The organism is Caballeronia sordidicola, assembly GCF_001544455.2.
Classification (GTDB): Bacteria; Pseudomonadota; Gammaproteobacteria; order Burkholderiales; family Burkholderiaceae; genus Caballeronia; species Caballeronia sordidicola.
Window position 1 is genome coordinate 608863 of sequence record NZ_FCOC02000003.1, and the last position, 24875, is coordinate 633737.

At 58.1% G+C, this 24875-nt stretch carries 21 protein-coding genes and 1 pseudogene; 12 read left to right on the plus strand and 10 right to left on the minus strand.

Annotated features, from left to right (window positions below; genetic code table 11):
* The first annotated feature begins 80 nt into the window (after nt 1-80).
* Nucleotides 81-593, plus strand: coding sequence for an orotate phosphoribosyltransferase (pyrE, locus tag AWB64_RS09060; protein ID WP_060818336.1), 513 nt, complete (start codon nt 81-83; stop codon nt 591-593).
* Between the two features lie 32 nt (nt 594-625).
* On the plus strand, nt 626-1054 hold the full coding sequence (locus AWB64_RS09065; RefSeq protein ID WP_060818337.1) for a VOC family protein: 429 nt from the start codon (nt 626-628) through the stop codon (nt 1052-1054).
* A gap of 749 nt (nt 1055-1803) precedes the next feature.
* On the opposite strand, the gene AWB64_RS09070 is transcribed toward AWB64_RS09065, so the two are convergent.
* From AWB64_RS09070 to AWB64_RS09080, 4 genes and pseudogenes are all read right to left on the minus strand, one after another.
* On the minus strand, nt 1804-3585 hold the full coding sequence (locus AWB64_RS09070; RefSeq protein WP_244164004.1) for a PQQ-binding-like beta-propeller repeat protein: 1782 nt from the start codon (nt 3583-3585) through the stop codon (nt 1804-1806).
* The gene (locus AWB64_RS32220) at nt 3473-3739 is read right to left on the minus strand and encodes a hypothetical protein (protein ID WP_244164005.1); all 267 of its coding nucleotides are present in this window, start codon (nt 3737-3739) and stop codon (nt 3473-3475) included. Before AWB64_RS32220 ends, AWB64_RS09070 begins: the two co-directional genes overlap by 113 nt.
* A gap of 223 nt (nt 3740-3962) precedes the next feature.
* The gene (locus AWB64_RS09075) at nt 3963-4640 is read right to left on the minus strand and encodes an anti-sigma factor family protein (protein ID WP_060818338.1); all 678 of its coding nucleotides are present in this window, start codon (nt 4638-4640) and stop codon (nt 3963-3965) included.
* Nucleotides 4630-5237, minus strand: a pseudogene (locus tag AWB64_RS09080) (RNA polymerase sigma factor). Before AWB64_RS09080 ends, AWB64_RS09075 begins: the two are co-directional and overlap by 11 nt.
* Nucleotides 5238-5427: 190 nt before the next feature.
* On the opposite strand from AWB64_RS09080, the gene AWB64_RS09085 reads away from it, so the two are divergent.
* Both AWB64_RS09085 and AWB64_RS09090 read left to right on the plus strand, forming a co-directional pair.
* A complete protein-coding gene (locus tag AWB64_RS09085) occupies nt 5428-6393 on the plus strand; it encodes a metallophosphoesterase family protein (RefSeq protein WP_060818339.1) in 966 nt (321 codons plus the stop codon).
* 35 nt (nt 6394-6428) lie between these two features.
* Nucleotides 6429-6740 (plus strand): cupredoxin domain-containing protein, encoded by a 312-nt coding sequence (locus AWB64_RS09090; RefSeq protein WP_244163994.1) that lies wholly within the window; start codon nt 6429-6431, stop codon nt 6738-6740.
* Nucleotides 6741-6750: 10 nt separating this feature from the next.
* On the opposite strand, the gene AWB64_RS09095 is transcribed toward AWB64_RS09090, so the two are convergent.
* The gene (locus AWB64_RS09095; RefSeq protein WP_060818341.1) at nt 6751-7842 is read right to left on the minus strand and encodes an aldose epimerase family protein; all 1092 of its coding nucleotides are present in this window, start codon (nt 7840-7842) and stop codon (nt 6751-6753) included.
* 10 nt (nt 7843-7852) lie between these two features.
* Entirely contained in the window at nt 7853-9061 is a 1209-nt protein-coding gene (locus AWB64_RS09100; protein ID WP_060818342.1) for a XylR family transcriptional regulator, read from the minus strand.
* A gap of 266 nt (nt 9062-9327) precedes the next feature.
* Between AWB64_RS09100 and xylA the strand changes: the two genes are divergently transcribed.
* From xylA to AWB64_RS09120, 4 genes are all read left to right on the plus strand, one after another.
* Nucleotides 9328-10644 (plus strand): xylose isomerase, encoded by a 1317-nt coding sequence (gene xylA, locus AWB64_RS09105; RefSeq protein WP_060818343.1) that lies wholly within the window; start codon nt 9328-9330, stop codon nt 10642-10644.
* 254 nt (nt 10645-10898) lie between these two features.
* On the plus strand, nt 10899-11927 hold the full coding sequence (gene xylF, locus AWB64_RS09110) for a D-xylose ABC transporter substrate-binding protein (protein WP_060818344.1): 1029 nt from the start codon (nt 10899-10901) through the stop codon (nt 11925-11927).
* Nucleotides 11928-12000: 73 nt separating this feature from the next.
* Entirely contained in the window at nt 12001-13557 is a 1557-nt protein-coding gene (gene xylG, locus AWB64_RS09115) for a D-xylose ABC transporter ATP-binding protein (RefSeq protein ID WP_060818345.1), read from the plus strand.
* A complete protein-coding gene (locus AWB64_RS09120) occupies nt 13554-14750 on the plus strand; it encodes a sugar ABC transporter permease (RefSeq protein ID WP_060818346.1) in 1197 nt (398 codons plus the stop codon). Before xylG ends, AWB64_RS09120 begins: the two co-directional genes overlap by 4 nt.
* 324 nt (nt 14751-15074) lie before the next feature.
* Here the strand turns inward: AWB64_RS09120 and tdh are convergent, their stop codons facing one another.
* Both tdh and AWB64_RS09130 read right to left on the minus strand, forming a co-directional pair.
* Nucleotides 15075-16103 carry an L-threonine 3-dehydrogenase gene (gene tdh, locus AWB64_RS09125; protein ID WP_060818347.1) on the minus strand — a complete coding sequence of 343 codons (1029 nt, stop codon included), beginning with the start codon at nt 16101-16103 and terminating at the stop codon, nt 15075-15077.
* Between the two features lie 14 nt (nt 16104-16117).
* The gene (locus tag AWB64_RS09130) at nt 16118-17317 is read right to left on the minus strand and encodes a glycine C-acetyltransferase (RefSeq protein WP_060818348.1); all 1200 of its coding nucleotides are present in this window, start codon (nt 17315-17317) and stop codon (nt 16118-16120) included.
* Between the two features lie 260 nt (nt 17318-17577).
* Between AWB64_RS09130 and AWB64_RS09135 the strand changes: the two genes are divergently transcribed.
* A complete protein-coding gene (locus AWB64_RS09135) occupies nt 17578-18252 on the plus strand; it encodes an HAD family hydrolase (protein ID WP_060818438.1) in 675 nt (224 codons plus the stop codon).
* Nucleotides 18253-18279: 27 nt separating this feature from the next.
* Here AWB64_RS09135 and AWB64_RS09140 read toward each other — a convergent pair whose 3' ends face one another.
* Nucleotides 18280-19503, minus strand: coding sequence for a GGDEF domain-containing protein (locus AWB64_RS09140; protein WP_060818349.1), 1224 nt, complete (start codon nt 19501-19503; stop codon nt 18280-18282).
* 154 nt (nt 19504-19657) lie between these two features.
* Nucleotides 19658-20140, minus strand: a complete 483-nt coding sequence (locus AWB64_RS09145; RefSeq protein WP_060818350.1) for a cupin domain-containing protein — start codon at nt 20138-20140, stop codon at nt 19658-19660.
* Between the two features lie 643 nt (nt 20141-20783).
* Between AWB64_RS09145 and nadC the strand changes: the two genes are divergently transcribed.
* From nadC to AWB64_RS09160, 3 genes are all read left to right on the plus strand, one after another.
* Nucleotides 20784-21620, plus strand: coding sequence for a carboxylating nicotinate-nucleotide diphosphorylase (gene nadC / locus AWB64_RS09150; RefSeq protein WP_060818351.1), 837 nt, complete (start codon nt 20784-20786; stop codon nt 21618-21620).
* Nucleotides 21621-21627: 7 nt separating this feature from the next.
* Complete coding sequence (gene phnN, locus AWB64_RS09155; RefSeq protein ID WP_060818352.1) at nt 21628-23433, plus strand: phosphonate metabolism protein/1,5-bisphosphokinase (PRPP-forming) PhnN; 1806 nt, start codon at nt 21628-21630, stop codon at nt 23431-23433.
* An 82-nt stretch (nt 23434-23515) separates the two neighbouring features.
* On the plus strand, nt 23516-24859 hold the full coding sequence (locus AWB64_RS09160) for an MFS transporter (protein ID WP_060818353.1): 1344 nt from the start codon (nt 23516-23518) through the stop codon (nt 24857-24859).
* The last annotated feature ends 16 nt before the right edge of the window (nt 24860-24875 follow it).

Consider the following 24875-nt stretch of genomic DNA (forward strand, 5'->3'; position numbering starts at 1 on the left):
CACTTCCTCGATCGCCACTTTTCGCGTAGATTTGCGACCGCGAAACACATGTCACCCGGTAAAGTCAGAGGAATCCACCCATGTCCACAGCCAAGCGAATCCGCGAAGTGTCCAAGCTGAGCGGCGATTTTCTGCTGCGCTCAGGCAAGCGCAGCAACACCTACTTCGATAAATATCGCTTCGAATCCGATCCGTCATTGCTCAAGGCGATTGCTGAAGCGATGGTCCCGCTGATCCCGCCGGGCACGGAAATCCTTGGCGGTCTCGAGATGGGCGGCATTCCTATTGTGACAATGCTAAGCCAGGCCACAGGTTTGCCCGCCGCCTACATCCGTAAGGAAGCGAAAGAATACGGTACGTGCAAGTACGCGGAAGGCGCGGACCTCACGGGCAAGAAACTCGTGCTGGTCGAAGATATCGTTTCCAGCGGCGGCGCGATTGCCGATGCAACCGCCAAGCTGCGCGCGGACGGCGTGCCGGTTTCAGTGACGCTGTGCGTGATCGATCGCGAGAGCGGCGGCAAGGAAATGCTCGAGGGTATCGGCATTGAATTGAGATCGCTTTATACGTTTTCCGAGATCGAAGGCGCGTAAGTCAAATACGCCAAATCCTTGGGCATCCTGGCATGCAGCTTCTTGATCACGTATCCATAGGCGTACCCGATATCGATGCTGCCCGGCGCTTCTATGATGCAATCATGAACGTGCTGGGGGCTGCGAAGGTGTACGACCTTGCCCATGCGCTGGGATATGGCGAGCGTTGCACGCCGCATGATGCGGCGTCGACCTATCTCGCGGTACACCTCGAGACAGGTAGTGTCGGCGGCGTGGCCAATAACAAGCGGCACTGGTGTTTCAAGGCCGGATCGCGTGAGCAGGTCGATGCGTTCCACGCTGCCGGACTCGCCGCTGGCGGCCGCTCGGATGGCGCTCCCGGACTGCGCGCTGACTATCACGCCGGATACTACGCAGCGTTTTTGCACGACCCGGCGGGCAACCGCGTTGAAGCGGTGTGTCATCTTCTCGCAAGCTCTGAAACGAGCGCTCGGCCGTAGGCATGGACTCGATATCGGCGTCGAGCTTGCCACTAAGCCGTTGCAAATAATGATTCGGTATCCAAACTTATCGCCGCGCGAATCCTTCTATGAAGAGGTATTCCTGCGCACCGGCGAAAAAAAGCCCACCGTCAGGTGGGCCAAGCTGCAGTCGCTTACACACTACTCACAACACGTCTTTGGGAGAAGACGCGCGTCAAGTCTAGGCGAACTGAAACGCAGCCTGGTTGCAGCGGCACTTACATGCGTTACCCAGCGTGACAATAACTCAGTTCTTTACAGGTAAGTGGAACGCGTTTTGCGATAATAGCGGTGAACATGTTCTGTTCACATACGGAATATTATCATTGGCTTACACATTAAAACACGTAAGCTTACGAATGCATTCTGCCATCTACTTGCTTAACCTACGGAAAGCACCATGAAGAAAATAGCTGTGACATTTGCAATCGCGCTTTCGACGACGTTTTGCGCAATCGCTCCGGCGTATGCTGCGGATTATCATCACCACCGCGAATGCCATAAGGTGAAGGTGCATCACCATTGGGTCAATCGCTGCCACTAAATTGACACGCGCCAGGCCTAGTCAGCACGAGGCCAGTAAAAAGCCGTTCCGTTCAGGAGCGGCTTTTTTGCATTAGAGGAGCCGAATCTACAGGCACAAACTCATGGACGCTCGATCACAATGCACAAACAGCCCCGCGCGACATGACACGCCGGAAGACCCACGCTTTTCATCTCGTGATGCGCTAATTCAGCAAGCCAAACACCGCAACGCCATTCGTGGCTCCCACAAATACCTTCCCGTTTGCGATCATCGGTGTGATGAATTTGTTGCCTGGGCCGAACTGGTCGCGCGCGCCGGCCTGATTACTGTTGTACAACTCGCGTGCAAGGTTGGCGGCGTCGTACGCATGCAGCGCGGCAACCGGGCCGTTTTCCGCCGCCCACACAATGCCGTTACTGGCGCCGTTCGCTGAAATGGCCGGCGTGGCGCCGGGATAGGGAAACCGTGTCGGGCTTTGCGAAGACGGTGTGGTGGCGAGCAGTGCATTGGTAACAGGCAGCGCTTTGAGCGCATCGGTCTGGCCTCCGTAATACACGACGTTATTGAAGTATGCAGGCGACCCCCAGATGCCGCCGGCCAACACGCCGCTCAGTTCCTGCCAGATATTGTTCGCGCTCGGGTTGAACTTGCCCATGTTGTCGCGATCCACAACGTAGATCTTGTTGTCCTTGCCCGCTCCCACGGCGAGATGCTTGACCGTTCCCGCCGACGTGGTCTGATCGGGCAGCAGCATTGCACCTCCCGAGCCGAAATCGTTATCCGCGGCAGCCTGGGCCACGACATCGGACATGGCGAAGTAGTCGGTCACGACCGGCGCGGGAGTTGCAGATAACTTGATGAACGAGTCGCCCAGATCACCGTCGGCGGGAAATCCCTGCGGATTGAGGTTGGTGCCAAAGGTACCGTTGCCGTCGATGAAATATATCGATGTCCCGTCCGAAGCCATGCCCGACCCAGCCATCCAGATCGAGCCCTGGCTGCCGTTCGGCGTCACGGGAAGTACGCCGGTTTGCTTCAACGTAGCGGCGCTATAAGCCATGAGCCAGCCGTTGTAGTTGCCAGACATGCAGTGTGCGGTCCAGCCCATATAAATGGTGCCATTGACCAGCGTCAGCGCGGCGCGCACGGTGTGCAGGGCGGGCGTGAAGGTAAGGATACCGTTCGAACCTTCTGCGCCGCTGCCTGGATAAGTCGCGGTAATTTCGGTCGGACCGCCGAGTAGTTCTGCTCCCGTCGCAAGGTCGATGGCGTGCAGGCGATGATGCACGTTCCCACCAGCATCTGTTGTCATGGCAACGGCATACAACGCGCCATGCGGCCCGCGCGAGCGGTCGATAACCGGCGTGGACGTGATTCCGATTTCCGGTGTCAGGTCCTGGCAGCCAACGTCGGCACTGGACGTTTCGCCCGTGCCATTCAGCGATATTTGCCACAACGCGGCGCCGCTGTCTGCGTCGTAAGCATAAATGCTGTTGTGCTCCGTCACGACATAGACGACGTTATGCGTGGCTGCGCCGATCGTGAGATTCGTCACGAATAGCGGTTGCCCGTCGACTTTACCGTCGGCCGGCAGGAAGCGCAGCTTGCCGAACCTTGCGGAGTTGACATTGGCGAGTGTGAGAGCCGTCTCCGCGAGCATCTGGCCGGTTCTTGCGAGGTCGTTGTGATGCATGAGCACGTCAGTTGCGTAGGATTGCACAGCAACTGGCGTTGAGCCGGTATTCGTTCCACCGGAAGGCGTTGTCGCTGGCGGCGTGGGCGTCGCGGGGGCGGATGGGGTCGGCGTTGGCGTTGGGGCTGGCGTAGGAGCCGTGCCGGTTGGCGTGGTTGAGGATGGCGCGGGTGTTGCGTCAGGGCTTGCAGTCGTACCGCTTGCGCCGCTCGGGCCAGCTGTTGTAGTCGACACGGCTGGACTGTTGCTGGATCCGCCGCCGCATGATCCGAGACACACCGCGATCAGCAATCCTGCACAACTTTTCAACAAGCGGCGTTGACAGGCCGCGCAAAAAGCGAATTTGCATTGCAGCGATTTCACGGCGGTTCTCCCGGCTAATGAACCCACAACACGTGATACCGGCATCCTTGAAAAGCAAAAAGTGCTCGTTGCTGATCAGCATAACGAAGCGGTATGTGGTGTCCCTCTCAGCAAGAAAAGCGCCCGGTTGAAGAAACGCGCGACATGCGCTCTTTCAACCAGAACAGAACATTTCGTACTAGCTACTAGCGTTGATTGATGAAGGTCAGAGGAATACTGACCCGGACATCGACTCAGTTTCGGGGAGGTTCGATAGAACCGTGTGATGAAAGAGCAAAGGCGACGCTTCTGCGCCGCCTCACGCTCTATTGAATTCCCGCAACAACGGCGTCGGCGAAACGCTTCAAATAGATTGGCGAAGCGTCGGTGATAGCCCAAAAAACCATCCCGTTCTGCCGCCACTTGATCAGCGAATACCCCTCGCTTGATTGAGCCGCCATCGCCGTGGGAACTGCCGTATGTCCGCCGCTATCCGGGAAAACATAAAGATCGATCGGATGTTTGAGGTAGCGATAGATCATGACCGCCACCGGCCGATGATCGACATAATCGAGCCTGCCGCCAACCAACGGAAACCCCTGCGCCTGCGGATCAACCACGGGCGGTGCGTAATCAATGCGTCCGTTGAACCATGGCTTCACCGTATGCTGATCGCTTGAAAGCACATCCATGGTTCGCGACGACATCAACGCCCGTACATGGCTTGCGACGATCTCCTGCTCAATCGCAGCCGTGCCGGCAGGACGCTGGAAAAACATCACCGAAAGAAAGATCAGCGCACATGCACACGCCCCGGTGACGCCGCCGCCTGCAAACAGCAATCCGGCGGAGCGCATCGACCAGTTCCATGAGAACCGCTGCTTCTTCTTGTACTGTTCGTTGAGGCGAGCGCGCACTTGCGCATGCAGCGAGGACGGCGCGCGTTCGTACAGCGAGCCGTCACGCAGTTTTTCAGCGAGCGATACATCATGGTTAGTTTCCACGCTTGGACTCCTCGGCGCCGGTGGGCGGTGTTTTCACCAGACGAATGGCAGGTTGTTCCGGAGTGCCCTGCGCCGCGCGTACGGCGCTGCACAGCAAACGCCGCGCGCGCGAGAGCCGCGACATGACGGTGCCGATCGGGATGCCTGCTACCGACGCCACATCCTTGTAACTCATGTCCTCCAGTTCACGCAGCACGATCACCTCACGAAATTCCACCGGCAACATAGCCAAGGCACGATGTACAAGCTCGGTCTCATCCTGTCGAACCGCTATCTTCTCGGGATCGTCGCCGCTTTCGTCGGACCAGCCGGGAAGCTGGTCGTCGACGTGCAGCGAGTCGTCATAGGCGTTGCATCCCCCTGATGACGGTGGCGGCGCCACTCCGTAAACCACGTATTGCGCACGATCGCCAGCAGCCACGCGCGCGGGTTGTCGCCGGTATAGCCATCGAAGAAACGAAACGCGCGCAGGAACGCTTCCTGTACCACGTCATCGGCCTCGGTCGCGCTGCCGCTTAGCCACCGGGCAAGGTTATAGGCCGCGTCCAGATGCGGCAGCATCACCTGATCGAAGCGATTCGGTGGCGACTTCCCCATCGGTGTTCTCCCTGACAACGCCGTTTGCGCGAAAGCGCGGGCACTCAATCCAACTTACCGGCGCAGTCGCCAATTTATTCCCGATCGAACCGATATGCCGAAAAAATAAACCTGGAATAAGACAGGGCGCGCCTGAGTTCGATGTGCATGGGGCAGTCAAGCCCATTCACGAGATCACAAGGAACCGGTCATGCCTGACATCATCGAAGACACACGCCAGCCCGAACCACTCAGCGGGCATGGCGCCAAACGACGAAGCGCGCTCAGTTGCATGGCATGGGCGGGCGCCGGCATGCTATGGACGCTCAATGGCGGCGTGCCTGGCTCGAAGCTATTGGGCGGCACGGCGCAAGCCGCCGAAGCGGATCGCCATGCGTTCAGCTTCGTGCAGATCAGCGACAGCCACATCGGCTTTAGCAAGGACCCGAACCTTGATCCGGCGAATACGCTCAAGGAGGCCGTCGACAAGATCCGCACGTCGAACGAGAAACCCGCGTTCATGATTCATACCGGCGACATCAGTCACTTGTCAAAGCCGGGCGAATTCGATACCGCCGCGCAGATCATCGGCAGCGCGGGGCTCGACGTTCACTACGTGCCCGGCGAACACGACGTGCTGATCGACGACGGCAATTCGTATTTCGAGCGCTTTTCAAAGCCTGCGGATAAAAAATGGTACAGCTTCGACCAGGGCGGCGTTCATTTCCTCGGCTTGACGAACGTGCTGAACCTTCGCGGCGGCGGCCTGGGTTATCTGGGCGATGAACAACTCGCGTGGCTCAAGCAGGATCTCGCCGCGCGCTCGAGCAGCACACCGCTCGTGGTGTTCGCGCACATTCCGCTGTGGTCGTTGTACCCGCAATGGGGATGGGGCACCGACGACAGCGCGCAAGCGCTGAGCCTCATGAAACGCTTTGGATCGGTGACGGTACTCAACGGACATGTGCACCAGGTGGCTCAAAAGGTCGAGGGCGAGATCAGCTTTTATTCGGCGATGTCCACGGCTTTCCCGCAACCCGCGCCCGGCACGGCCGCCGGTCCGGGTCCCATGAAAGTACCCGCTGACACATTGCGCACCTTGCTTGGGGTGCGTTCGGTGAACTACGTGCCGGGCCAAATGGAACTCGCCATTGTCGATGCGAGGTTAAGTGCATGAGCTTCTTTTCGACTCCAAGGATGATCCGGATCGCAATGCTGCTGATAGCAACGAGCGTTGCGGCAGGCCCCGCGCTAGCCGACGTTGCACCGGCGGCCGCGACGATTGTCATCGATAACTTTTCGTTTAGTCCGGCGCAATTGTCGGTCGCAGCCGGGTCGACGGTGACATGGGAAAACCGCGACGACATTCCTCATACCATCGTCAACGACGCTACGCCGCGTGCGTTCAAATCGCCACCGGTCGATTCCGGCGAGAAGTATTCGCAGGTGTTTTCGAAGCCCGGGACTTATCGTTATTTTTGTTCGCTGCATCCGCACATGACGGGGACCATTACGGTGAAGTAAGTAAGCCATCCTACGCGCCATGCCGCACGCCGACGCGATACCACGTGACCTGCCGGTACGTTTCGCCCGGGCTCACGATCACGCTGCCGGCGTCCGGCATGTTGACCTGATTCGGGAACGCGCCGGCCTGCAGGCACAGGCCGGCGTGCTTGCCGTAGCGCCGGCCGTGCCGTCCTACGATGCCGTCGAGATGATTGCCCGTATAGAACTGCACGCCGGGTGCGTTCGTGCCCATGGTCAGTTCGCGGCCGCTGGCGGGGTCGTAGAGGCGCACCACGGGTTTGAGCGCGTCTCCGCCTTCTCCTACCACATAACAATGATCGAAGCCGCCTGCGCGTGACAACTGATCGTGCGGCCAGTCGAGCCGCGCACCGAGCGGCGCGCTCGCGCGGAAGTCGAATGCGTGGCCCGCCACTTCGGCGCGGCCTTCCGGGATCAGGGCAGCATCGACTTCGAAGAATGTGTCGGCGTCGATGGAGATGACGTGTCCGCGGATGTCGGCTGTGTCGTCGCCCGAGAGGTTGAAGCACGCGTGATTGGTGAGGTTGACCGGCGTGGGCGCGTCCGACACGGCTTCATACGCGAGCGTCAGCGTGCCGTCGTCGTGGAGGGAGTAGCGCAAGGTGGTCGAGACCGCGCCGGGAAATCCGGCTTCGCCTTCGGGCGATTCGTGCGTGAGTTCAATACCGCCATCGACTTCACGAGCCTCCCACAGCGCCCGGTGAAACCCGGCCGCGCCGCCATGCAGCAGATTGCCGTTCTCGTTGCGATCCAGCGAATAGGCCACGCCGCCGAGCGCAAAGCGCGCGTTTTCTATGCGGTTGGCCCAGCGCCCGATCACACCGCCAAGATAAGCGTGGCCGGCGAAATATTCGGCGGGTGTGTCGTGACCGAGCAGCACGTCGGCCACGCGTCCCGTGCGATCAGGTGCATTCCATGAAACAAGCGTTGCGCCCAGGTCGCTGATCGCCACGCGCATGCCATGCGCATTGCGCAGCGTGAACAGCCGCGCGACGTCGCCGCCGGGCAGCGTGCCCCAGCGTTCGACGCTTACGCGGACAGAGCCTGGTCGGGCGGTGGTAGGCATGGCGGCGAGATTCATGAGAGAAAGATCAACCCGGCTGGTCGCACGGTGCGACGGGCAGCCGTTCCTGATATTCGCGAGGCGTGCAGTCCAGTTCGCGGCGAAACACGGCGTACATGTATTGCAACGAAGTAAAGCCGCAGCGGATGGCGACTTCAGCGCTCGACAGATCATGGCGCGCGAGCAGTTGCTTCGCAACATCGAGTTTATGGTTCAGGATTTCCTGATGCACCGTGTGGCCGAGTTCACGCCGGAAATAATCCTCGAGCGAAGAGCGCGATACACCTACATAATCAGCCACCTGTTCGGTCTTGATCCCTTGGCATGCGTACTGCCGGATGTAGTGCCGCGCGCGCATGACGTAAGGACTGGAAACCGGTTGATGACGCGTCGACTCAAGCACGTTGATGCCAACAGGCGGCACGAGAATACGGCGCCCATGAAAACGCGCGCCGCCCAGCATTTGATGAAGCAGGTGCGCGGCCGTTCGTCCCATTTCTTCGGTACCCTGAATAACTGAAGAAAGCGGTATGCGTGTGAGCGATCGGGTCAAAGGGTCGTTGTCTATGCCAATGATCGCGACTTGTTCGGGAACCGGAATGCCCGAAATAAGGCACGCTTGAAGCAGGTGGCGCGCGCGTGCATCGGTCACCGCGATTACGCCGACCGGCTTGGGCAAGCTTTCGAGCCATGCGGTCAGTTGCGCGCTCGCCTGGCTCCAGACCGGCGCGCTGGTCGGCAGGCCGCGATGGATGTCCGCTTCCAGGCCATCCGCGGCAAGCAGCGCCTTGAATGCCAGTTCGCGTTCCTGCGCCCAGCGGTTCTCCGGCGATTCCGGCAGGCTATAGAGCGCGAAACGCTGCAGGCCAGCGCCGATCAGGTGCGTATAGGCCAGCGACATGAGCTTGGCGTTGTCGGTGGCTATGTAGGGCAGGCTGGCTGGATAACGCGTGCAGTCCGCATAGGACGATCCGACCGCGACCACGGGCAAGTGCGAATCGCCAAGCGCTTGCGCGACCGCGGGATCGTCGAAGTCGGCGATGATGCCATCGCCTTCGAAACGTTCTATGCCATTCAGGCGGCAGCGAAAATCCTCTTCCAGAAAGAGATCCCACGCCACGCGTGTGGACAGAAGATAATTGCCAATGCCCGTGATCACCTCGCGGTCGTACACCTTGTTCGCATTGAACAGCAGCGCGATCCTGTGGGAGGCTTGCGCGGTCTGGGGTCGTGTCATTGAGCTCCGGACGCATATCGCGCCGCATTGCAGCGAGACATCCGCCTCCTCCGTTGCGGCGCAATACGCGCCTTCGTGTTTGTCTTATTGGTAATTGCCTTGCTCGTTGCTTTTAGCGTTTGCTGATTCTAGGCCTGGCGTCAGGCTTGCCGCCAGCCTGATTTCCACTTAGCTCAAGAATCACCATCCGCGCTGGCGGATTTCGCAATTGCCCGGAACCGGACCAAGCTGGCAGCATGGCGTCACACTAAAAGACGGAGACGCCCATGTCGTATTTCGAACATCTGCCGGCTGTGCGTTATGAAGGCCTGGATTCCGACAATCCCTTCGCTTTTCGGCATTATGACCGCGACAAGCTGGTGCTCGGCAAACGCATGGAGGATCATCTGCGGCTCGCTGTCTGCTACTGGCATTCGTTCGTATGGCCTGGCGTGGATATGTTCGGGCAGGGCACGTTTCACCGGCCGTGGCAGCAACCTGGCGACGCGATCGAGCGCGCGCACCTGAAGGCCGATGCCGCATTCGACTTTTTCGCGAAACTCGGTGCGCCTTTCTATACGTTTCACGACACCGACGTTGCACCCGAAGGCGACAGCATCAAGCACTACGTCAACAACTTCAAGGGCGTAACCGACTATCTCGCGGCCAAGCAAGAGCAGACGGGCATCAAGCTGCTATGGGGCACGGCCAATCTCTTCTCGCATCCGCGTTATGCGGCAGGCGCCGCGACGAGTCCCAATCCTGAAGTGTTTGCTTTCGCGGCCACCCAGGTATTCCAGGCGCTTGAAGCGACTCATCGCCTTGGTGGCGAGAACTACGTGTTGTGGGGCGGGCGCGAAGGCTATGACACGCTGCTCAACACCGACCTCAAGCGCGAGCGAGACCAACTAGGCCGCTTCCTTAACATGGTTGTGGAGCACAAGCACAAGATGGGCTTCAAGGGCGCTTTGCTGATCGAGCCGAAGCCGCAGGAACCGACCAAGCACCAATACGACTACGATGTCGCCACCGTTCACGGTTTTCTCACGCAGTTTGGTTTGCAAAACGAAATCCAGGTGAATATAGAGGCAAATCATGCAACGCTTGCGGGGCATTCGTTCCACCATGAAATCGCCACGGCCTATGCGCTTGGCATATTCGGCAGTGTCGATGCAAACCGTGGAGACCCCCAAAATGGCTGGGACACCGATCAGTTTCCCAACAGTGTTGAAGAGCTGACGCTTGCGCTCTATGAAATCCTGAAGCATGGCGGCTTCAACACGGGCGGCATGAACTTCGATGCAAAGGTGCGGCGGCAAAGCGTGGCGCCCGAGGACCTGTTCTTCGGTCATATTGGCGCAATCGATGTCATTGCGATCGCACTGGAGCGGGCGGCCGCACTGGTTGAAAACGACAAGCTGGCGGAATTCAAGAAGCGGCGCTATGAAGGCTGGGATACGGAATTTGGCCGCAAGATTCTCTCGGGCGGTTACTCTCTGGAATCGCTTGCCATCGATGCGCTGGGACGCCGTGTAAACCCGCAGCATGTCAGCGGGCAACAGGAGTATCTGGAGAATATCGTTAATCGGACGATCTACGGCTAGTGCTTTGAGTAATAACGTCCTCAAGGAAAAACGTTAAGCGGCCCGGCCGATTTCGCAATTGCGCCCGATGCGGATAAAGGTCAGGCTGATCAAGAATTCAAAATTAAAAGCTTTCGTAAAACCAACGACCGCGAACACGAATTCGCGGCGCAAGCAGTAGATTCCGCCGACGTCCCTTTCTCTCGCACATGCGCAGCCCTGACGGGCTTCGCGGGGAGACGCATCGGCTAGTCAACCATAAAAAGGAGTGAGACATGAAGTCTGCAATGCGCCGTTCAATCCTGGCGTCCCTCGCGTGCAGCGCGATGTTCGCCAGCATATCCGTGATTCCGTCGCTGGCTCATGCGAGCAAGGACAAGCCCGAAATAGGATTTTGTATCGACGACCTGCGGGTCGAGCGCTGGTCGCGGGACCGTGACTATTTTGTTGCAGCCGCGACCAAGCTCGGCGCGAAGGTTTCGGTGCAATCCGCCGACGCCAGCGAGGCACGCCAGATTTCGCAGATCGAGAATCTGATCTCGCGTGGAGTCGATGTCATCGTGATCGTGCCGTTCAACTCGAAGACGCTTGGCAATGTGGTTGCCGAAGCGCATAAAGCGGGTATCAAGGTGGTGTCCTATGACCGCCTGATTCTCGACGCGGATGTCGACGCCTATATTTCCTTCGACAATGAAAAAGTCGGCGAGATGCAGGCACAGGGTGTATTTAACGCGCAGCCCAAGGGCAATTATTTCCTGCTTGGCGGCGCGCCAACCGACAACAACGCGAAAATGCTGCGTGAAGGTCAGATGAAGATCCTCAAGCCTGCCATCGACCGCGGTGACATCAAGATCGTTGGCCAGCAATGGGTGCCGGAATGGAGCGCCGCCACCGCGCTGCGCATTACCGAGGACGCGTTGACGGCGAACAACAACAAGATCGACGCCATTGTTGCATCCAACGACGGCACGGCCGGTGGCGCCATTCAGGCGCTTGCCGCGCAGAAGCTGGCTGGCAAGGTGCCCATCTCGGGCCAGGATGCGGACCTCGCGGCGGTCAAGCGGCTGGTGGATGGCACGCAGACCATGACGGTGTACAAGCCGCTCAAGCTGATTGCGGGCGACGCGGCGAAGCTCGCTGTCGATCTGGCAAAAGGTCAGCCGCCTGCCTATAACGCCAAATACGACAACGGCAAGAAGCAGGTCGATACCGTGTTGCTGCAACCGACGCTCCTGACGAAGTCGAATGTCGATACCGTCGTCAAGGACGGTTTCTATACGCAGTCGCAACTGGCTGGTAATTGACACAACGCTTTGATGAGTCCGTGCGCGAGGGCTGCGAGCGGTCTTCGCGCACAATCATGTCAGGGATACACGCATGGCAAATGCGCTGCTGGAAATGCACGGCATCGTCAAGACGTTTGGCGGAGTGAAGGCGCTCGACGGGATCGACCTTGTGGTTTCGCCGGGTGAATGCGTTGGCCTGTGCGGCGAGAACGGCGCGGGCAAGTCCACCTTGATGAAGGTCCTGTCCGGCGTTTATCCGCATGGAACCTGGGACGGCGAAATCCTCTGGGAAGGCGAACCGTTACGAGCGATGAATATTCGCGAAACCGAGAGCGCCGGCATTGTCATCATCCATCAGGAACTGATGCTCGTGCCGCAGTTGTCGGTGGCTGAAAACATATTCCTCGGCAATGAGATCACGCTAAGCGGCGGACGGATGAACTACGCCGCAATGTACCAACGCGCCGACGAACTGCTGCGCGGCCTTAACATTAGTGGCATCAATGTGGCGCAGCCCGTGATGAATTATGGCGGTGGACATCAGCAATTGATTGAGATCGCGAAGGCCTTGAACAAGCGTGCGAAGCTGCTGATTCTGGACGAGCCGTCGTCCTCGCTTACTGCAAGCGAAATCAGCATCCTGCTCAATATAGTGCGCGATCTGAAGAAGCGCGGCGTTGCGTGTGTCTATATCTCGCACAAGCTCGATGAAGTCGAAGCCATATGCGATACCGTCACGGTGATTCGCGACGGCAAGCACGTCGCAACGCAGCCCATGAAGGGATTGAGCACTGACGCGATCATTGCGATGATGGTTGGCCGCGAAATCAAGAACCTGTTTCCGCGCGAGCCGCATGAGATTGGCGAGGTGATTTTCGAGGCGAGAAATGTAACGTGTCTCGACGTCACCAATGCCCGGCGCAAGCGGGTGGACAACGTCTCCTTCGCGCTGCGTAAGGGTGAGATTCTTGGCGTGGCGGGGCTCGTTGGCGCGGGGCGAACCGAGCTGATGCAGGCCATTTTCGGCGCTTATCCGGGCGTGAGCGAGGCGGACGTCTATTTGAACGGCAAGAAGCTCAAAATCAGGACACCTGCCGATGCTATCGACGCTGGCATAGGCATGGTGCCGGAAGACCGCAAGCGTCATGGCATCGTGCCGCAGCTTGGCGTAGGCCACAACATTACATTGGCGGTGCTTAGCCGGTTTGCGAAAGGTGGGCGTATTGATTCCGCTGCGGAACTCGATACCATCCACACTGAGATGAAACGCCTGTCAGTACGCGCGGCGACGCCTATGTTATCCATTGCGAGTCTGTCGGGCGGCAACCAACAAAAGGCAGTACTGACCAAGATGCTGCTTACCGACCCTGCCATCCTGATCCTCGACGAACCGACGCGTGGCGTTGACGTTGGCGCCAAGTTCGAAATATACAAATTGATGTTTGCGCTGGCGCGGCGGGGTGTGTCGATCATCGTGGTGTCATCGGAGCTTAATGAGGTGCTTGGCGTCAGTGACCGCGTGCTGGTGATAGGCGAGGGTGAATTGCGCGGCGACTTCATTAACGAAGGTCTTACGCAGGAACATATTCTGGCCGCGGCTATTGGCGCGTCATCCCAGGCAACCCCTATTCAAGCGAGTGCCGCATGACACCCGACGTCACCTCGTCTTCCAAGCGCGGCACCACTGGTGGTGCGCGTGCGAGTTCCGGTCAACGCTTCAGGCAAGTGTTTACGCGCTACAAGTTGCTTGCGCTACTGCTTGCTGTTGCGGTCATCTGGATCTTCTTTTCGTTTCTGACGGATGGTGCCTTTGTCACGCCGCGCAACCTGTCGAACCTCCTGAGGCAGATGTCGATTACCGGCATGCTTGCATGCGGCATGGTCTTTGTGATCATTGCTGGGGAGATCGATTTATCGGTTGGTTCGCTATTGGGATTGCTCGGTGGCGTGGCCGCAATCCTCGACGTCACTCACCACTGGCCGATCCAGTTCACGGTACCTGCCGTGATGTTGCTGGGTGTTGCGATAGGGCTGTTCAACGGCTGGTGGTCGACGTATTTGCGCGTGCCGTCGTTCATTGTCGGTCTGGGTGGAATGTTGGCTTACCGTGGCGTGCTGCTGGGCGTGACGGGTGGTTCGACTATTGCGCCTGCATCGGACAACCTGGTTTTCATAGGGCAGGGATATTTGCCTCGACTGGCTGGCAATGCGCTTGCGCTGGTCTTGTTCGTGATCTTGGTAGCGTTGACTGTGCGGCAGAGGCAGAACCGGCAGCGATACAAGCTGGCGGTCGTGCCGCTGTGGCAGGACGGTGTCAAAATAGTTGCGGCGGGTCTTGTGCTGGTGGCGTTTGTAACGACGCTCAATCGGTATGGTGGTATTCCTGTGCCGGTGTTGTTGCTGTTGGCGCTGCTTGGACTTTTTACTTATATTGCTACGCAGACCGTGTTTGGGCGACGTATCTATGCTGTGGGGTCGAATCTCGAGGCGACGCGTTTATCGGGCGTGAATACGAATCGCGTAAAGCTGATGATTTTCGCGCTCATGGGCTTGATGTGCGCGCTTGGCGGCTTGATCAATACGGCGCGGTTAGCGGCGGGGTCGCCATCGGCGGGAACGATGGGTGAGCTGGATGCGATTGCGGCCTGTTTTATTGGTGGAACTTCGATGCGCGGTGGTTCCGGCACGGTTTATGGTGCATTGATTGGCGCGTTGGTAATGGCGAGCCTGGACAATGGCATGTCGATGCTTGATGTCGATTCATACTGGCAGATGATTGTGAAGGGCGGCATTCTGGTCCTGGCAGTTTGGATAGATGTAATTTCGGGAGACAGAAGATAGCCCTCTTATTCAAGCCGTTGCAACCATGACCGCCAAATCTTGCCCGAGAACACTGGCGGCGAAGCGTGTGGATGCAGGGATACGGAGGGGAAGGGTTTCAGCCGACGGTGATTATGGCGGCAACCGTTCTTTTGAAGTCCCAAGCAGATAAAACTGCACGCTTGGTCCACTTAAGAATTGGCGGTGGAAAGGCGTTGTCTTCGTTTCTTTTTCGCCGTATGGAAAAAGAAACGAAGTCCCGCCACGGACAGTGGCTAACAGTGCTAAAAAAATCAACGAACAGGGAACGCGCTAAGACGTTAAAAACAGCCCCTCCGCCACCCGCTACCTGGTCCAATCAAGTATCACTTTCCCGCTCTGCCCTGAAAGCATTGCAGCAAACCCTTCCTGATAGTCATCCACGGCAAAGCTATGCGTTAAAACCGGAGAAAGATCTAACCCACTTTGCAACATGGCGACCATCTTGTACCAGGTCTCGAACATCTCTCGCCCGTAGATGCCTTTGATCTCAAGCCCTTTGAAGATGACCTGAGTCCAGTCAATGGCCATTTCCGCCGGCGGAATCCCTAACATCGCTATCTTGCCGCCATGATTCATGGCCTCAAGCAGACCCTTAAACGCGCTCGGGACGCCCGACATTTCCAATCCCACATCGAAGCCCTCCGTCATGTGAAGTTCCGCCATCAGATCACGCAGTGAAGTCTGCGCCACATTCACGGCACGCGTCGCCCCCATTTTCCGTGCAAGTTCAAGCCGATAGTCGTTCACATCGGTAATCACCACATTACGCGCGCCGACATGCCTGGCAATCGCCACAGCCATGATGCCAATAGGACCCGCGCCGGTGATCAACACATCTTCACCGACGAGATTGAATGACAACGCCGTATGCGTGGCGTTACCAAACGGGTCGAAGATAGCCGCAAGGTCGTCGGAAATCTCCGCTGGAATCTTGAATGCATTAAACGCCGGAATCACCAGGAATTCCGCGAACGCGCCAGGCCGGTTCACGCCAACCCCTATGGTATTGCGGCACAGATGCCGACGTCCCGCGCGGCAATTCCGGCAAAATCCGCACGTGATGTGTCCTTCGCCCGACACACGGTCGCCGATCGCGAACCCGCGCACTTCCTGTCCCATTTCCACGATCTCGCCGACATATTCGTGACCCACGTGCATGGGGACGGGAATGGTTTTCTGCGCCCAGTCATCCCACTTCCATATATGAATGTCAGTGCCGCAGATTGCTGTGCGCGTAATGCGGATCATCACGTCGTTATGGCCGACCTCCGGCTTCTTCACGCGTGTAAGAGTCAGCCCCGGTGCGCGTTCGAGTTTTGCCAATGCTTTCATGATCGCCTCGAGTCCTAAATGATGCCCAGTGAGCGGCCAACGTGCGCAAACGCATCGACCGCGCGATCGATTTGTTCCGGGGTATGCGCGGCGCTCATTTGCGTGCGAATGCGGGCGCGGCCCTTGGGCACGACCGGAAATGAAAAACCGATCACATAGACGCCTTCGTGCAATAGCGCATCCGCCATGCGCGATGCGACCTGCGCGTCGCCAAGCATCACGGGAATGATCGGGTGCTCGCCGGGCACGAGGGTAAAGCCAAGTGCGCTCATCGCATGGCGGAAATGCACGCCGTTCTCGCGCACACGCGAACGCAGTTGAGCACCTTCGCCGCTGCGAAGGAGTTCAAGAACCTTGAGCGTGGCCGCAGCAATGCTGGGCGCAAGCGTATTGGAAAAGAGATACGGGCGCGAACGTTGCCGCAGCAACTCTACAATCTCACGTCGTGCTGCAACATAGCCGCCCGATGCACCACCAAGTGCCTTGCCGAGCGTACCGGTAATGATGTCGATGCGCGAAAGCACACCGCAATGCTCCGGTGTGCCGCGTCCGTGCTCGCCGATAAAGCCTACCGCGTGAGAGTCGTCGACCATGACAAGCGCGCCATAACGATCCGCGAGATCACAGATACCGGCGAGATTGGCGATGATGCCGTCCATCGAAAACACGCCGTCGGTGGCGATCAGCTTGAAGCGCGCGCCGGCTGCATCGGCTTCACGCAGTTTGGTTTCCAGGTCGACCAGATCATTATTTTTGTAGCGATACCGTTTCGCTTTCGACAAACGCACACCGTCGATAATGCTCGCGTGATTGAGCTCGTCGCTGATGATCGCGTCGGAGTCGTCCAGCAATGTTTCGAACAAACCGCCGTTGGCGTCGAAGCAGCTGGAGTAAAGAATACAGTCGTCGGTTTGCAGGAATGCGGCCAGCGCCTGCTCGAGTTCCTTGTGAACGCTTTGCGTGCCGCAGATAAACCGCACGGACGCCATCCCGAAACCATCGCGGTCCAGGCTGGCTTTTGCAGCGTCGATCAAACGCGGATCATTGGCGAGGCCGAGATAATTATTCGCGCAGAAGTTGAGCACTTCGTCGCCGGCGGCAAGCCGGATATCGGCTGACTGAGGACTCGATATAACGCGTTCGGATTTGTAGAAACCGTCAGTGCGAATCTGGTCTAGCGTTTTGCGCACGTGTTCAATATAAGAATCATGCATGGATCAGTCTCCTGTGTAATGCGGTAATGCGAGGTCCGCTTGGCCACTCGTGATGGCTTTGCTTCCTGGACGGCTTATTGCGCTTGTGCATCAGATCTTTTCCTCACGCACATGCACTAGCTTAGCGGATTTGACCAAACTCCCGAATATCATTTCATGGCGTCACTTGACGAGGCGCTTCAGGAAGTTCGGGTCTGGGCGTAAGCTAGCATTGAATACGCGGAATGCGCGCGCTGACGCTTGACCAAACGGAGTTCATCATGCGAATCGAAACTTCATTCTTGTTCGATCTGGACGGCACGCTCGTAGACAGTGTCTATCAGCATGTACTTGCCTGGAAGGAAGCACTCGATGCTGAAGGTATCGAACTGTCGGTATGGCGAATACATCGCAAGATCGGCATGAGCGGCGGCTTATTTACCAATCAACTCTTGCGCGAGACGCACGGTGAAATCAGCGAAGAGCGCGTAGAACGTTTGCGCCGGGCGCATGCGGACGCTTATCAACGCCTGCGCGCACAGGTCTGTCCGTTGCCAGGCGCACGCGAGCTGCTCGCCGCACTCACCGAAGCCGGTACGCGCTGGGCCATTGCAACGAGTGGACGCATGGAAACCGCTGCCGTCAATCTCGTGGCGCTGGGTGTGGATCCTGCCCGCGCCGTGGTGGTCACGCGCGACGACGTGAAATATGCAAAGCCCGATCCGGACTTGTTCATCGCGGCCGCCGAGCGGCTGAACGTGGCAATAGAACATACCGTGGTGGTGGGCGACAGCATCTGGGACATGCTCGCAGCACGCCGGTGCAGATCGCTTGGCGTCGGCTTGTTGTCGGGTGGATATGGCACAGAAGAACTGGAGCGCTCGGGCGCATTGCGCGTGTACGAAGATCCCGCGGACCTGCTCTATCACCTGGACGAAGTCGCGGCGAGGCCCTAAATGCTTGCGTGCATTTCGCGCTGATCGTCAAACTACCGCGATCATTCCTTGACCCGCGTCCTGGTCGGTCGCAACAGGTAATGCGTTGGCGCACACCTGGTTGCGCCCCGAGTTTTTGGCGCGATACAACTGTGCATCGGCGGCTCCAATCACGCTGTCCTCTGTCGCGCGTTCCGCGTCCCGTGCGCAGTCCACGACCACGACGCCGAAGCTGGCGGTAGCGCGTATCTCGCGTCCGTCCCACGCTTTCGATACCGCTAACTCGAACGCTTGCCGCATCCTTTCCGCAAGAACCGTTGCGCCCGCAATATCGGTTCGGGGAAGCAGCAAGACGAATTCTTCGCCGCCATAGCGAATGACGCTGTCTACATCATGGCGCGTGTGCGCCAGCAGCAACGCGGAAAATGTCCGAATGACCGCGTCTCCCGCGGGGTGGCCGTAGTTGTCGTTTATCTGCTTGAACAAGTCGATATCGCACAGGACCACCGCGAGTGTCGACCTGGTCTTGCGCGCCCGCTGCAGTTCGGCATTGAACAGAACGTCGGTCAGATAGCGGCGATTGAAACAGCTCGTAAGGTAGTCGCGAACGGAAAGATTTCTGAGCAATGCATGCTGGCAGAACTCGTCACGTGCGAGCCGGTTATGGCGGCGAGCGGTTACGTAACCGAGCGCGTTAGTGAATAGAAGCAGCATGGACGAGGTCAGCAATGCTGAAGGATCAAGCATGCGCGACGCCGACGAAATCGCAATAAACGCGACTGTCGCGACCACGTTGATACACAAGGCGTAGAACAACTTGTTTGGAATAAAGTTGTAAGCAACGATCAACATGATGCACATGGACATCTCGTGGACCGACATTCCGCCCAGCCGCAGCCACGTGATCAGCATGAACACCGCGAAACCGACGGCCTCCACCACGCTCGCCGCCGCACGCAAGGCGGGGATGGAATTATGATATTCACGCGCAGCGCGCAGGCAGACGGCGCAAGTTAGGGCCACTAGACAGCGCGCCAGAAATAGCACGAAGGTTGTGTGCGAGTAGCCGAGGGCGCCCGCGTCAGTAATGGCGAACGCGACGTAGAACAGGCTGCAGAAAACGAGAGTCCGCACGAGCGCGGCATGGTGCGCGACGCGCTGATAGCGCTGGAACTCGTGCTCGACTGACACGTCTTCAAACTCGGACCACACACGGTCGAGTTTAAAATTTGTCGTGGCGTCAAACCGTGAAATTTCGGTCAGTTCTGCCATCTCTCGCCATTTTTTCGATGTCGCCTTTTGGGGCAACATGATAAGTCATTTTTATCTTGACAAGTTGGCGCGCTAAGATCAGCGGTTTCTCCGTTCACCACCGACCTGCTTTGGTGCTTTTGATCCAGGTAAGCATCGTCAGCCTTCCAAGGTATCAATCCGGCATGCCGTCATGATCCCCGAGCGCTCTCGCGGGCCAGTCCACCCAGCGGTCTGCGCGCGAACGTTCATGGATTTCGTTTAGCGGATATCGGATCCGGTTGTCGTCGCGCGGACGTTCGCCGATCACCATCAGCCTCACTTCGTCCCTCGAATTATTGATGAACGTGTGGCAGATCCCGGTACCAGCCGGAAACCCGACGGAATCGCCTTCTGCAATCGGATGAAGCACTCCGTCGATCCAGACGTCAGGTTTGCCTTCAAGTACGTACACGAACTCCTGCTCGGTACTTTCAGCGTGCGGATAAGAGGTTCGGCGGCCCGGTGGCAGCCTTACATGGTGGATCCCGATGCGGGTAATGCCGAGCGCATCGGAAAGCGGAGCGTCGAACGCCATGTGCTCGGTATCGCCGCGATAGCTATGTGCTTCGACTTCTTCCAGTTCAGTCCAGTGCTTGATGAATTCGGGCCGGCTCATATTTTCTCCTTCTCAAAGACCGCTGATCATACCGGCTGAAAAGTGCACGGCAAAAGCGGGGGAAGTTAGCTTGCAGATGCCGACTCAGGAACTCAGAGGGGCTCGCGATAAAGGCCGATGCACGCAGTTCGGTGTCAAATAAAGCGTACACGCTATAAAGATGCCGATCCCTGACTCTCGACGCACGCCGGCGCACCGCGAAGTTCCCAATAAATGTGCATGTGCAGCAATGGATCATTAATACGCGGCACGCATGCACCAAAAAACAATGCTGATTTTTCTTGGAAAAAAATAATGTGTACGCTAGAGTTAATCCCACGAACTTAGAGCACTAAGTAAAAATTTACCGGCGTGTGAAGTTGCAAGTTCCTCGAACATGCCGTCTGACGCCCGGTCGCACCTTTGCAAGGTTGAGATCGACCGCTCGTGCTTTGGGGTGCATGTGACTGGTAACGGTATTCCCGGTGTACGCGGATTCTGGAAGAAAAGCCACCTAAGAATCGCGAACATCAGGCGTTGCCTGGAATTCATCGGAAATGTCGAACAGAAGGCGAACGTAAGTAGTTAGGCATACAAATTAAACGAATCCATAAAAATTCAAGATTTTTTTAGTGCAAGTTTTTGCAAAACTCAGGAGGTTGCAATGTACGACGTATTTCAAACTGACAGATTGATCGATACGTGGCTGGCGGAAGACATTGGGTACTGTGATCTGACCGCGCAGGTCATGATCGAGGCGCATGAAACAGGCGCGTTCTACATGAACGCGCGCGAAGATCTGATCGTGGCGGGAATTGACGTGGCCGCACGCGTATTCAAACGCTACGACGCCACGCTCGAGGTGACCGTGCGCGTCAGCGACGGCGACCATTTGAAAAAGGGCGCGGTGATGCTTGATGTGCGCGGTAACGCGAGAAGCGTGCTGACCGCGGAGCGCACGGCGCTCAACATCGTGCAGCGTATGTCTGGAATCGCGAACCTGACGGCCGAGTATGTGAAAGCCGTCGCGGGCACCCGCGCCCGGCTCATTGACACGCGCAAGACCACGCCCGGCCTGCGCATGCTGGAGAAGCACGCCGTAACGTGCGGCGGAGGGCTGAATCACCGGCTTGGACTCGATAACGGTGTGATGATCAAGGACAACCATATTGCCGTCTGCGGCGGCATTGCGAAGGCGGTTCAACGGGCACGTCGCCAGTTGCCCGTGTTGACAAAACTCGAGGTGGAATGCGACCGGCTCGAGCAGGTCCAGGAGGCGCTCGAAGCGGGAGTGGATGTCATCATGCTCGACAATATGTCGGTTGAGGAGATGTCGAAGGCGGTCGAACTCGTTGGCGGGCGCACGAAACTGGAAGCATCCGGAGGCATCAACCTGGCAACCATCGGCGATATTGCAAAGACGGGCGTGGACTACATTTCCACGAGCAAGATCAATCAAGCCTCCCTGTGCGTGGATATCGGTCTGGACGAAGCGGAGTAAACACGCCATGTCAGAGGGAATCTTCTTTTTTGTGGTCGGACCGAGCGGTGCCGGCAAGGACTCGCTTATTGACGCTGTGCGCCACGGCGGCCGTCCGTTCATGATTGCGCGAAGGGTCATTACCCGAGCCCACGGATCGCCTGGGGAGGACCACGAAGCGCTGGACAACGCCCAGTTTGCCGCGCTGGAGAATAAGGGAGGATTCCTGATTACATGGTCGGCGCATGGCTTGAAATACGGTCTTCGCCAGGAATTGCTCCACGCCCTTTCGCAAGGTAGGCACGTCATTGCAAACGGGTCGCGCGCCGTCGTTGAAGTACTCCGTGCACGTGTTCCGCGCATGGTTGTTGTTGAAGTGAGTGCGCCTGCCTCGGTGCTCGCCGAGCGAATCCTTGCCCGGGGCAGGGAAACGCCCGAAGAAGTTCGCCAACGCGTGATGCGCCAGGTGGAACCTTTCGCAGCGGATGTCGAGGTGATCAAGGTATCCAATGACGGAACCCTTGCGCAGGGTATTGAACGCTTTGTCGCAGCGCTTGACCGCGCGATACAGCCGCCTGCGCCGAGTATGGCATCCATGAAAGCCAAGCTGACTGGCGAAGCGCTCAATGAGACGCAATATGGTGCCGTGTTCGACGACATTCTTGCATTGCGATACTCCGATAGGGATATCAACGCGTTTCTCCTGCATGCATCGCAGCATTTGACCGACGCAGAAGTGCTTGCCGTCGCAAAAGCGCGCGCAAGGCTGTCACCCCGCATCGGATGGGACGAACGCATTGTTGTCGACAAGCATTCCATGGGCGGTATTCCCGGCAGCCGGATCACGCTGATTGTCGTCCCGATTGTCACGGCGTTCGGGCTCGCGATGCCGAAGACATCGTCACGCGCGATCACGTCGGCTGCGGGCACGGCGGACGCAATGGAGACAGTTGCATGTGTTGATCTCACCCGTGCCGACGTACAAAGATGCGTGGAGGAAGCGCGCGGTTGCATTGCATGGAACGGGCGCTTGAACCATTCGTTGATCGACGACCGGATCAATGCATTCACCCGGCCTTTGGGGCTCGACTCGAATCGCTGGTCGGTCGCATCCATTCTGTCCAAGAAGTGGTCGGCCGGATCGACCCACGTGATCATCGATTTGCCTTGTGGCCCGCGCGCCAAGCTCACGAGCGAACCGGAGGCACGAGCGCTGGGGCAACTTTTCGAGTACGTTGGTGCGGGCCTGGGCATGCATGTCAAGGCCATGGTGACCGATGGAAAAGCACCGATCGGACGTGGGGTGGGACCTGCACTCGAGGTACGTGACGTCCGGCTCGTGCTGACCAATGCCGCCGACGCACCGGTTGATCTGCGTGAAAAGGCGCTGCTTTTTGCCTCGGAAATCCTCGCCTGGGCGCCGGGTGTGGAAACAGTGGAAAAGGGGCGTGAACTGGCCGAGTCCTTGCTTGTTTCTGGCCGCGCGCTGGCATCGTTTGAGCGCATGATCGACGCGCAAGGGCGCCGCGCAAAGCCGGTATTACCCGGGAAATGCGTGCGTGCCGTGGCAGCGCTACGCAGCGGCATCATTACCGGTGTGGATGGTTGGGCGATTGCGGGCATAGCACGCGCGGCGGGTGCGCCGGATGACCTGAGTGCGGGCGTCGACCTGCTTGTGTCCGCGGGCCAGGCCGTGGAAGCCGGCGATGTCTTGTTCCGGATTCACGGTGATGACACTGAACGCGTGAGGGCCGCCTTCGAGTCCGCGCAGGGCATTCGTACACATGAAATATCCACGGAGCGAGTCATTTCCTCCTCAGATGTATCTGCTTGATTCCCCGGACATTGAGCACGTAGTTCCAGTATCTGTCGGTTTCCTATAATCCGTGTGACCCGTTATCACCTGGAGTGATGAAATGTCAAACAAGATCGGCAAGTTGCGGTGGGGGATTGTTTCGTTGCTGGTCGCTCCCATCACCTTCGTGATGACGCTGGATCGGGCGGCCATGACTATTGCCGCGCCGACAATCCAGAAGGAGCTCGGTCTCTCGCTGGTTGAAATGTCAGTTATCCTGACTGTCTATTTCTGGGCCTACGCGCTTGGCCAGGTTCCGGCGGGGCGAATGGCCGAGCGTCATGGCTCGCGCAAGGTGCTGTTCGGAACCAGTGCGCTTTGGTCCTTCATGATGATCCTGACGCCGCTCGGCACGGGGTTTAACTGGCTCGTCGGTTGCCGGGCCTTGCTTGGCGGAGCGCAGTCAGCCGACTGGTCGAGCGGCGTGCTGGCAGTAAAGCGATGGTTTCCCAAAAACGAACGGGCCAAGGGAAACTCGTTTCTCCTGGGCGGTTTGTATCTTGGGCCGATTGTTTCCGCGCCCCTTACCGCATGGATGATCCTGCAGTTCGGCTGGCATTCCGTCTTTTATGTGTTTGGCGCAATAGGCATGTTGCTCGGCGTAGCGTGGTGGTTTGGCTACCGCGATGTTCCCGCGAAACATCCATTGATCGGCAACGAGGAGGCGGCCTATATTGCAGCGGGGCAAACCGAAGCCGAAGTCGTGGCGAAGGGTGTGTTTTTGAAGTGCCTCAAGCATCCGCGTTTCTGGCTTTTCGGCGTTCAATACTTCCTGCTTGTATTGATCCAGAGTTTCTACACGACCTGGTTACCCACATACCTGATGCGCGCCCGTGGACTTTCGCTCAAGTCAATGGGGTTTGCGGCTTCACTTCCCTGGATTGCGGTGTTCGTGGCAGTGTTTGTCGCTGGCATTGTTTGCGACAAGATACTGAAGCGGACGCAATCGGTCTGGGCGGCGCGTGTGCCCGTTGCAATGGCAGGATTCCTTGTCAGCGCGGTGACGCTCTGTCTCGCCTCATACGCGGTCAACATCGCAGCCGTCATCGGACTCTTGTGCTTGTCATTTGCAGCGGTAGGATTCGTGCAAGTGGTCGTATGGTCCGCCACGCAGGATCTGGGCCGGAGCTTTACCGGCGTGATGTCGGGCTGGACCAATCTATGGGGAGCCGCGTCGAACGTCGCGGGACCGATGAGCGTTGCGCTCATGGTCAGGTTGACGGGCAACTGGGCAAGCGCCCTGGTTGTGATTGCGTTGGCCGCGGCGCTAGGCACGGTGCTCTGGTTGTTCGTTCATCCGGAGAAACCGTTGTTCGATGCCAATCCGGCGGAGCATGCGAAATCAACGAATGAAGGCTCCTCGCCGGCGATCAGCGCGGAAGCTTCCGAAGAAGTTATTTCATAAGGAATACCTAAGGAAT

Excerpts from the sequence above, each read along its gene's own strand:
- AWB64_RS09095 (WP_060818341.1), bottom strand. The coding sequence starts at position 7,842 with ATGAATCTCGCCGCCATGCCTACCACCGCCCGACCAGGCTCTGTCCGC.
- xylA (WP_060818343.1), top strand. The coding sequence starts at position 9,328 with ATGTCGTATTTCGAACATCTGCCGGCTGTGCGTTATGAAGGCCTGGAT.
- AWB64_RS32220 (WP_244164005.1), bottom strand. The coding sequence starts at position 3,739 with ATGCTGATCAGCAACGAGCACTTTTTGCTTTTCAAGGATGCCGGTATC.
- AWB64_RS09090 (WP_244163994.1), top strand. The coding sequence starts at position 6,429 with ATGCTGCTGATAGCAACGAGCGTTGCGGCAGGCCCCGCGCTAGCCGAC.
- AWB64_RS09135 (WP_060818438.1), top strand. The coding sequence starts at position 17,578 with ATGCGAATCGAAACTTCATTCTTGTTCGATCTGGACGGCACGCTCGTA.
- AWB64_RS09085 (WP_060818339.1), top strand. The coding sequence starts at position 5,428 with ATGCCTGACATCATCGAAGACACACGCCAGCCCGAACCACTCAGCGGG.
- xylG (WP_060818345.1), top strand. The coding sequence starts at position 12,001 with ATGGCAAATGCGCTGCTGGAAATGCACGGCATCGTCAAGACGTTTGGC.
- AWB64_RS09100 (WP_060818342.1), bottom strand. The coding sequence starts at position 9,061 with ATGACACGACCCCAGACCGCGCAAGCCTCCCACAGGATCGCGCTGCTG.
- AWB64_RS09160 (WP_060818353.1), top strand. The coding sequence starts at position 23,516 with ATGTCAAACAAGATCGGCAAGTTGCGGTGGGGGATTGTTTCGTTGCTG.
- xylF (WP_060818344.1), top strand. The coding sequence starts at position 10,899 with ATGAAGTCTGCAATGCGCCGTTCAATCCTGGCGTCCCTCGCGTGCAGC.
- pyrE (WP_060818336.1), top strand. The coding sequence starts at position 81 with ATGTCCACAGCCAAGCGAATCCGCGAAGTGTCCAAGCTGAGCGGCGAT.
- phnN (WP_060818352.1), top strand. The coding sequence starts at position 21,628 with ATGTCAGAGGGAATCTTCTTTTTTGTGGTCGGACCGAGCGGTGCCGGC.
- AWB64_RS09140 (WP_060818349.1), bottom strand. The coding sequence starts at position 19,503 with ATGGCAGAACTGACCGAAATTTCACGGTTTGACGCCACGACAAATTTT.
- AWB64_RS09065 (WP_060818337.1), top strand. The coding sequence starts at position 626 with ATGCAGCTTCTTGATCACGTATCCATAGGCGTACCCGATATCGATGCT.
- AWB64_RS09130 (WP_060818348.1), bottom strand. The coding sequence starts at position 17,317 with ATGCATGATTCTTATATTGAACACGTGCGCAAAACGCTAGACCAGATT.
- AWB64_RS09145 (WP_060818350.1), bottom strand. The coding sequence starts at position 20,140 with ATGAGCCGGCCCGAATTCATCAAGCACTGGACTGAACTGGAAGAAGTC.
- tdh (WP_060818347.1), bottom strand. The coding sequence starts at position 16,103 with ATGAAAGCATTGGCAAAACTCGAACGCGCACCGGGGCTGACTCTTACA.
- AWB64_RS09120 (WP_060818346.1), top strand. The coding sequence starts at position 13,554 with ATGACACCCGACGTCACCTCGTCTTCCAAGCGCGGCACCACTGGTGGT.
- nadC (WP_060818351.1), top strand. The coding sequence starts at position 20,784 with ATGTACGACGTATTTCAAACTGACAGATTGATCGATACGTGGCTGGCG.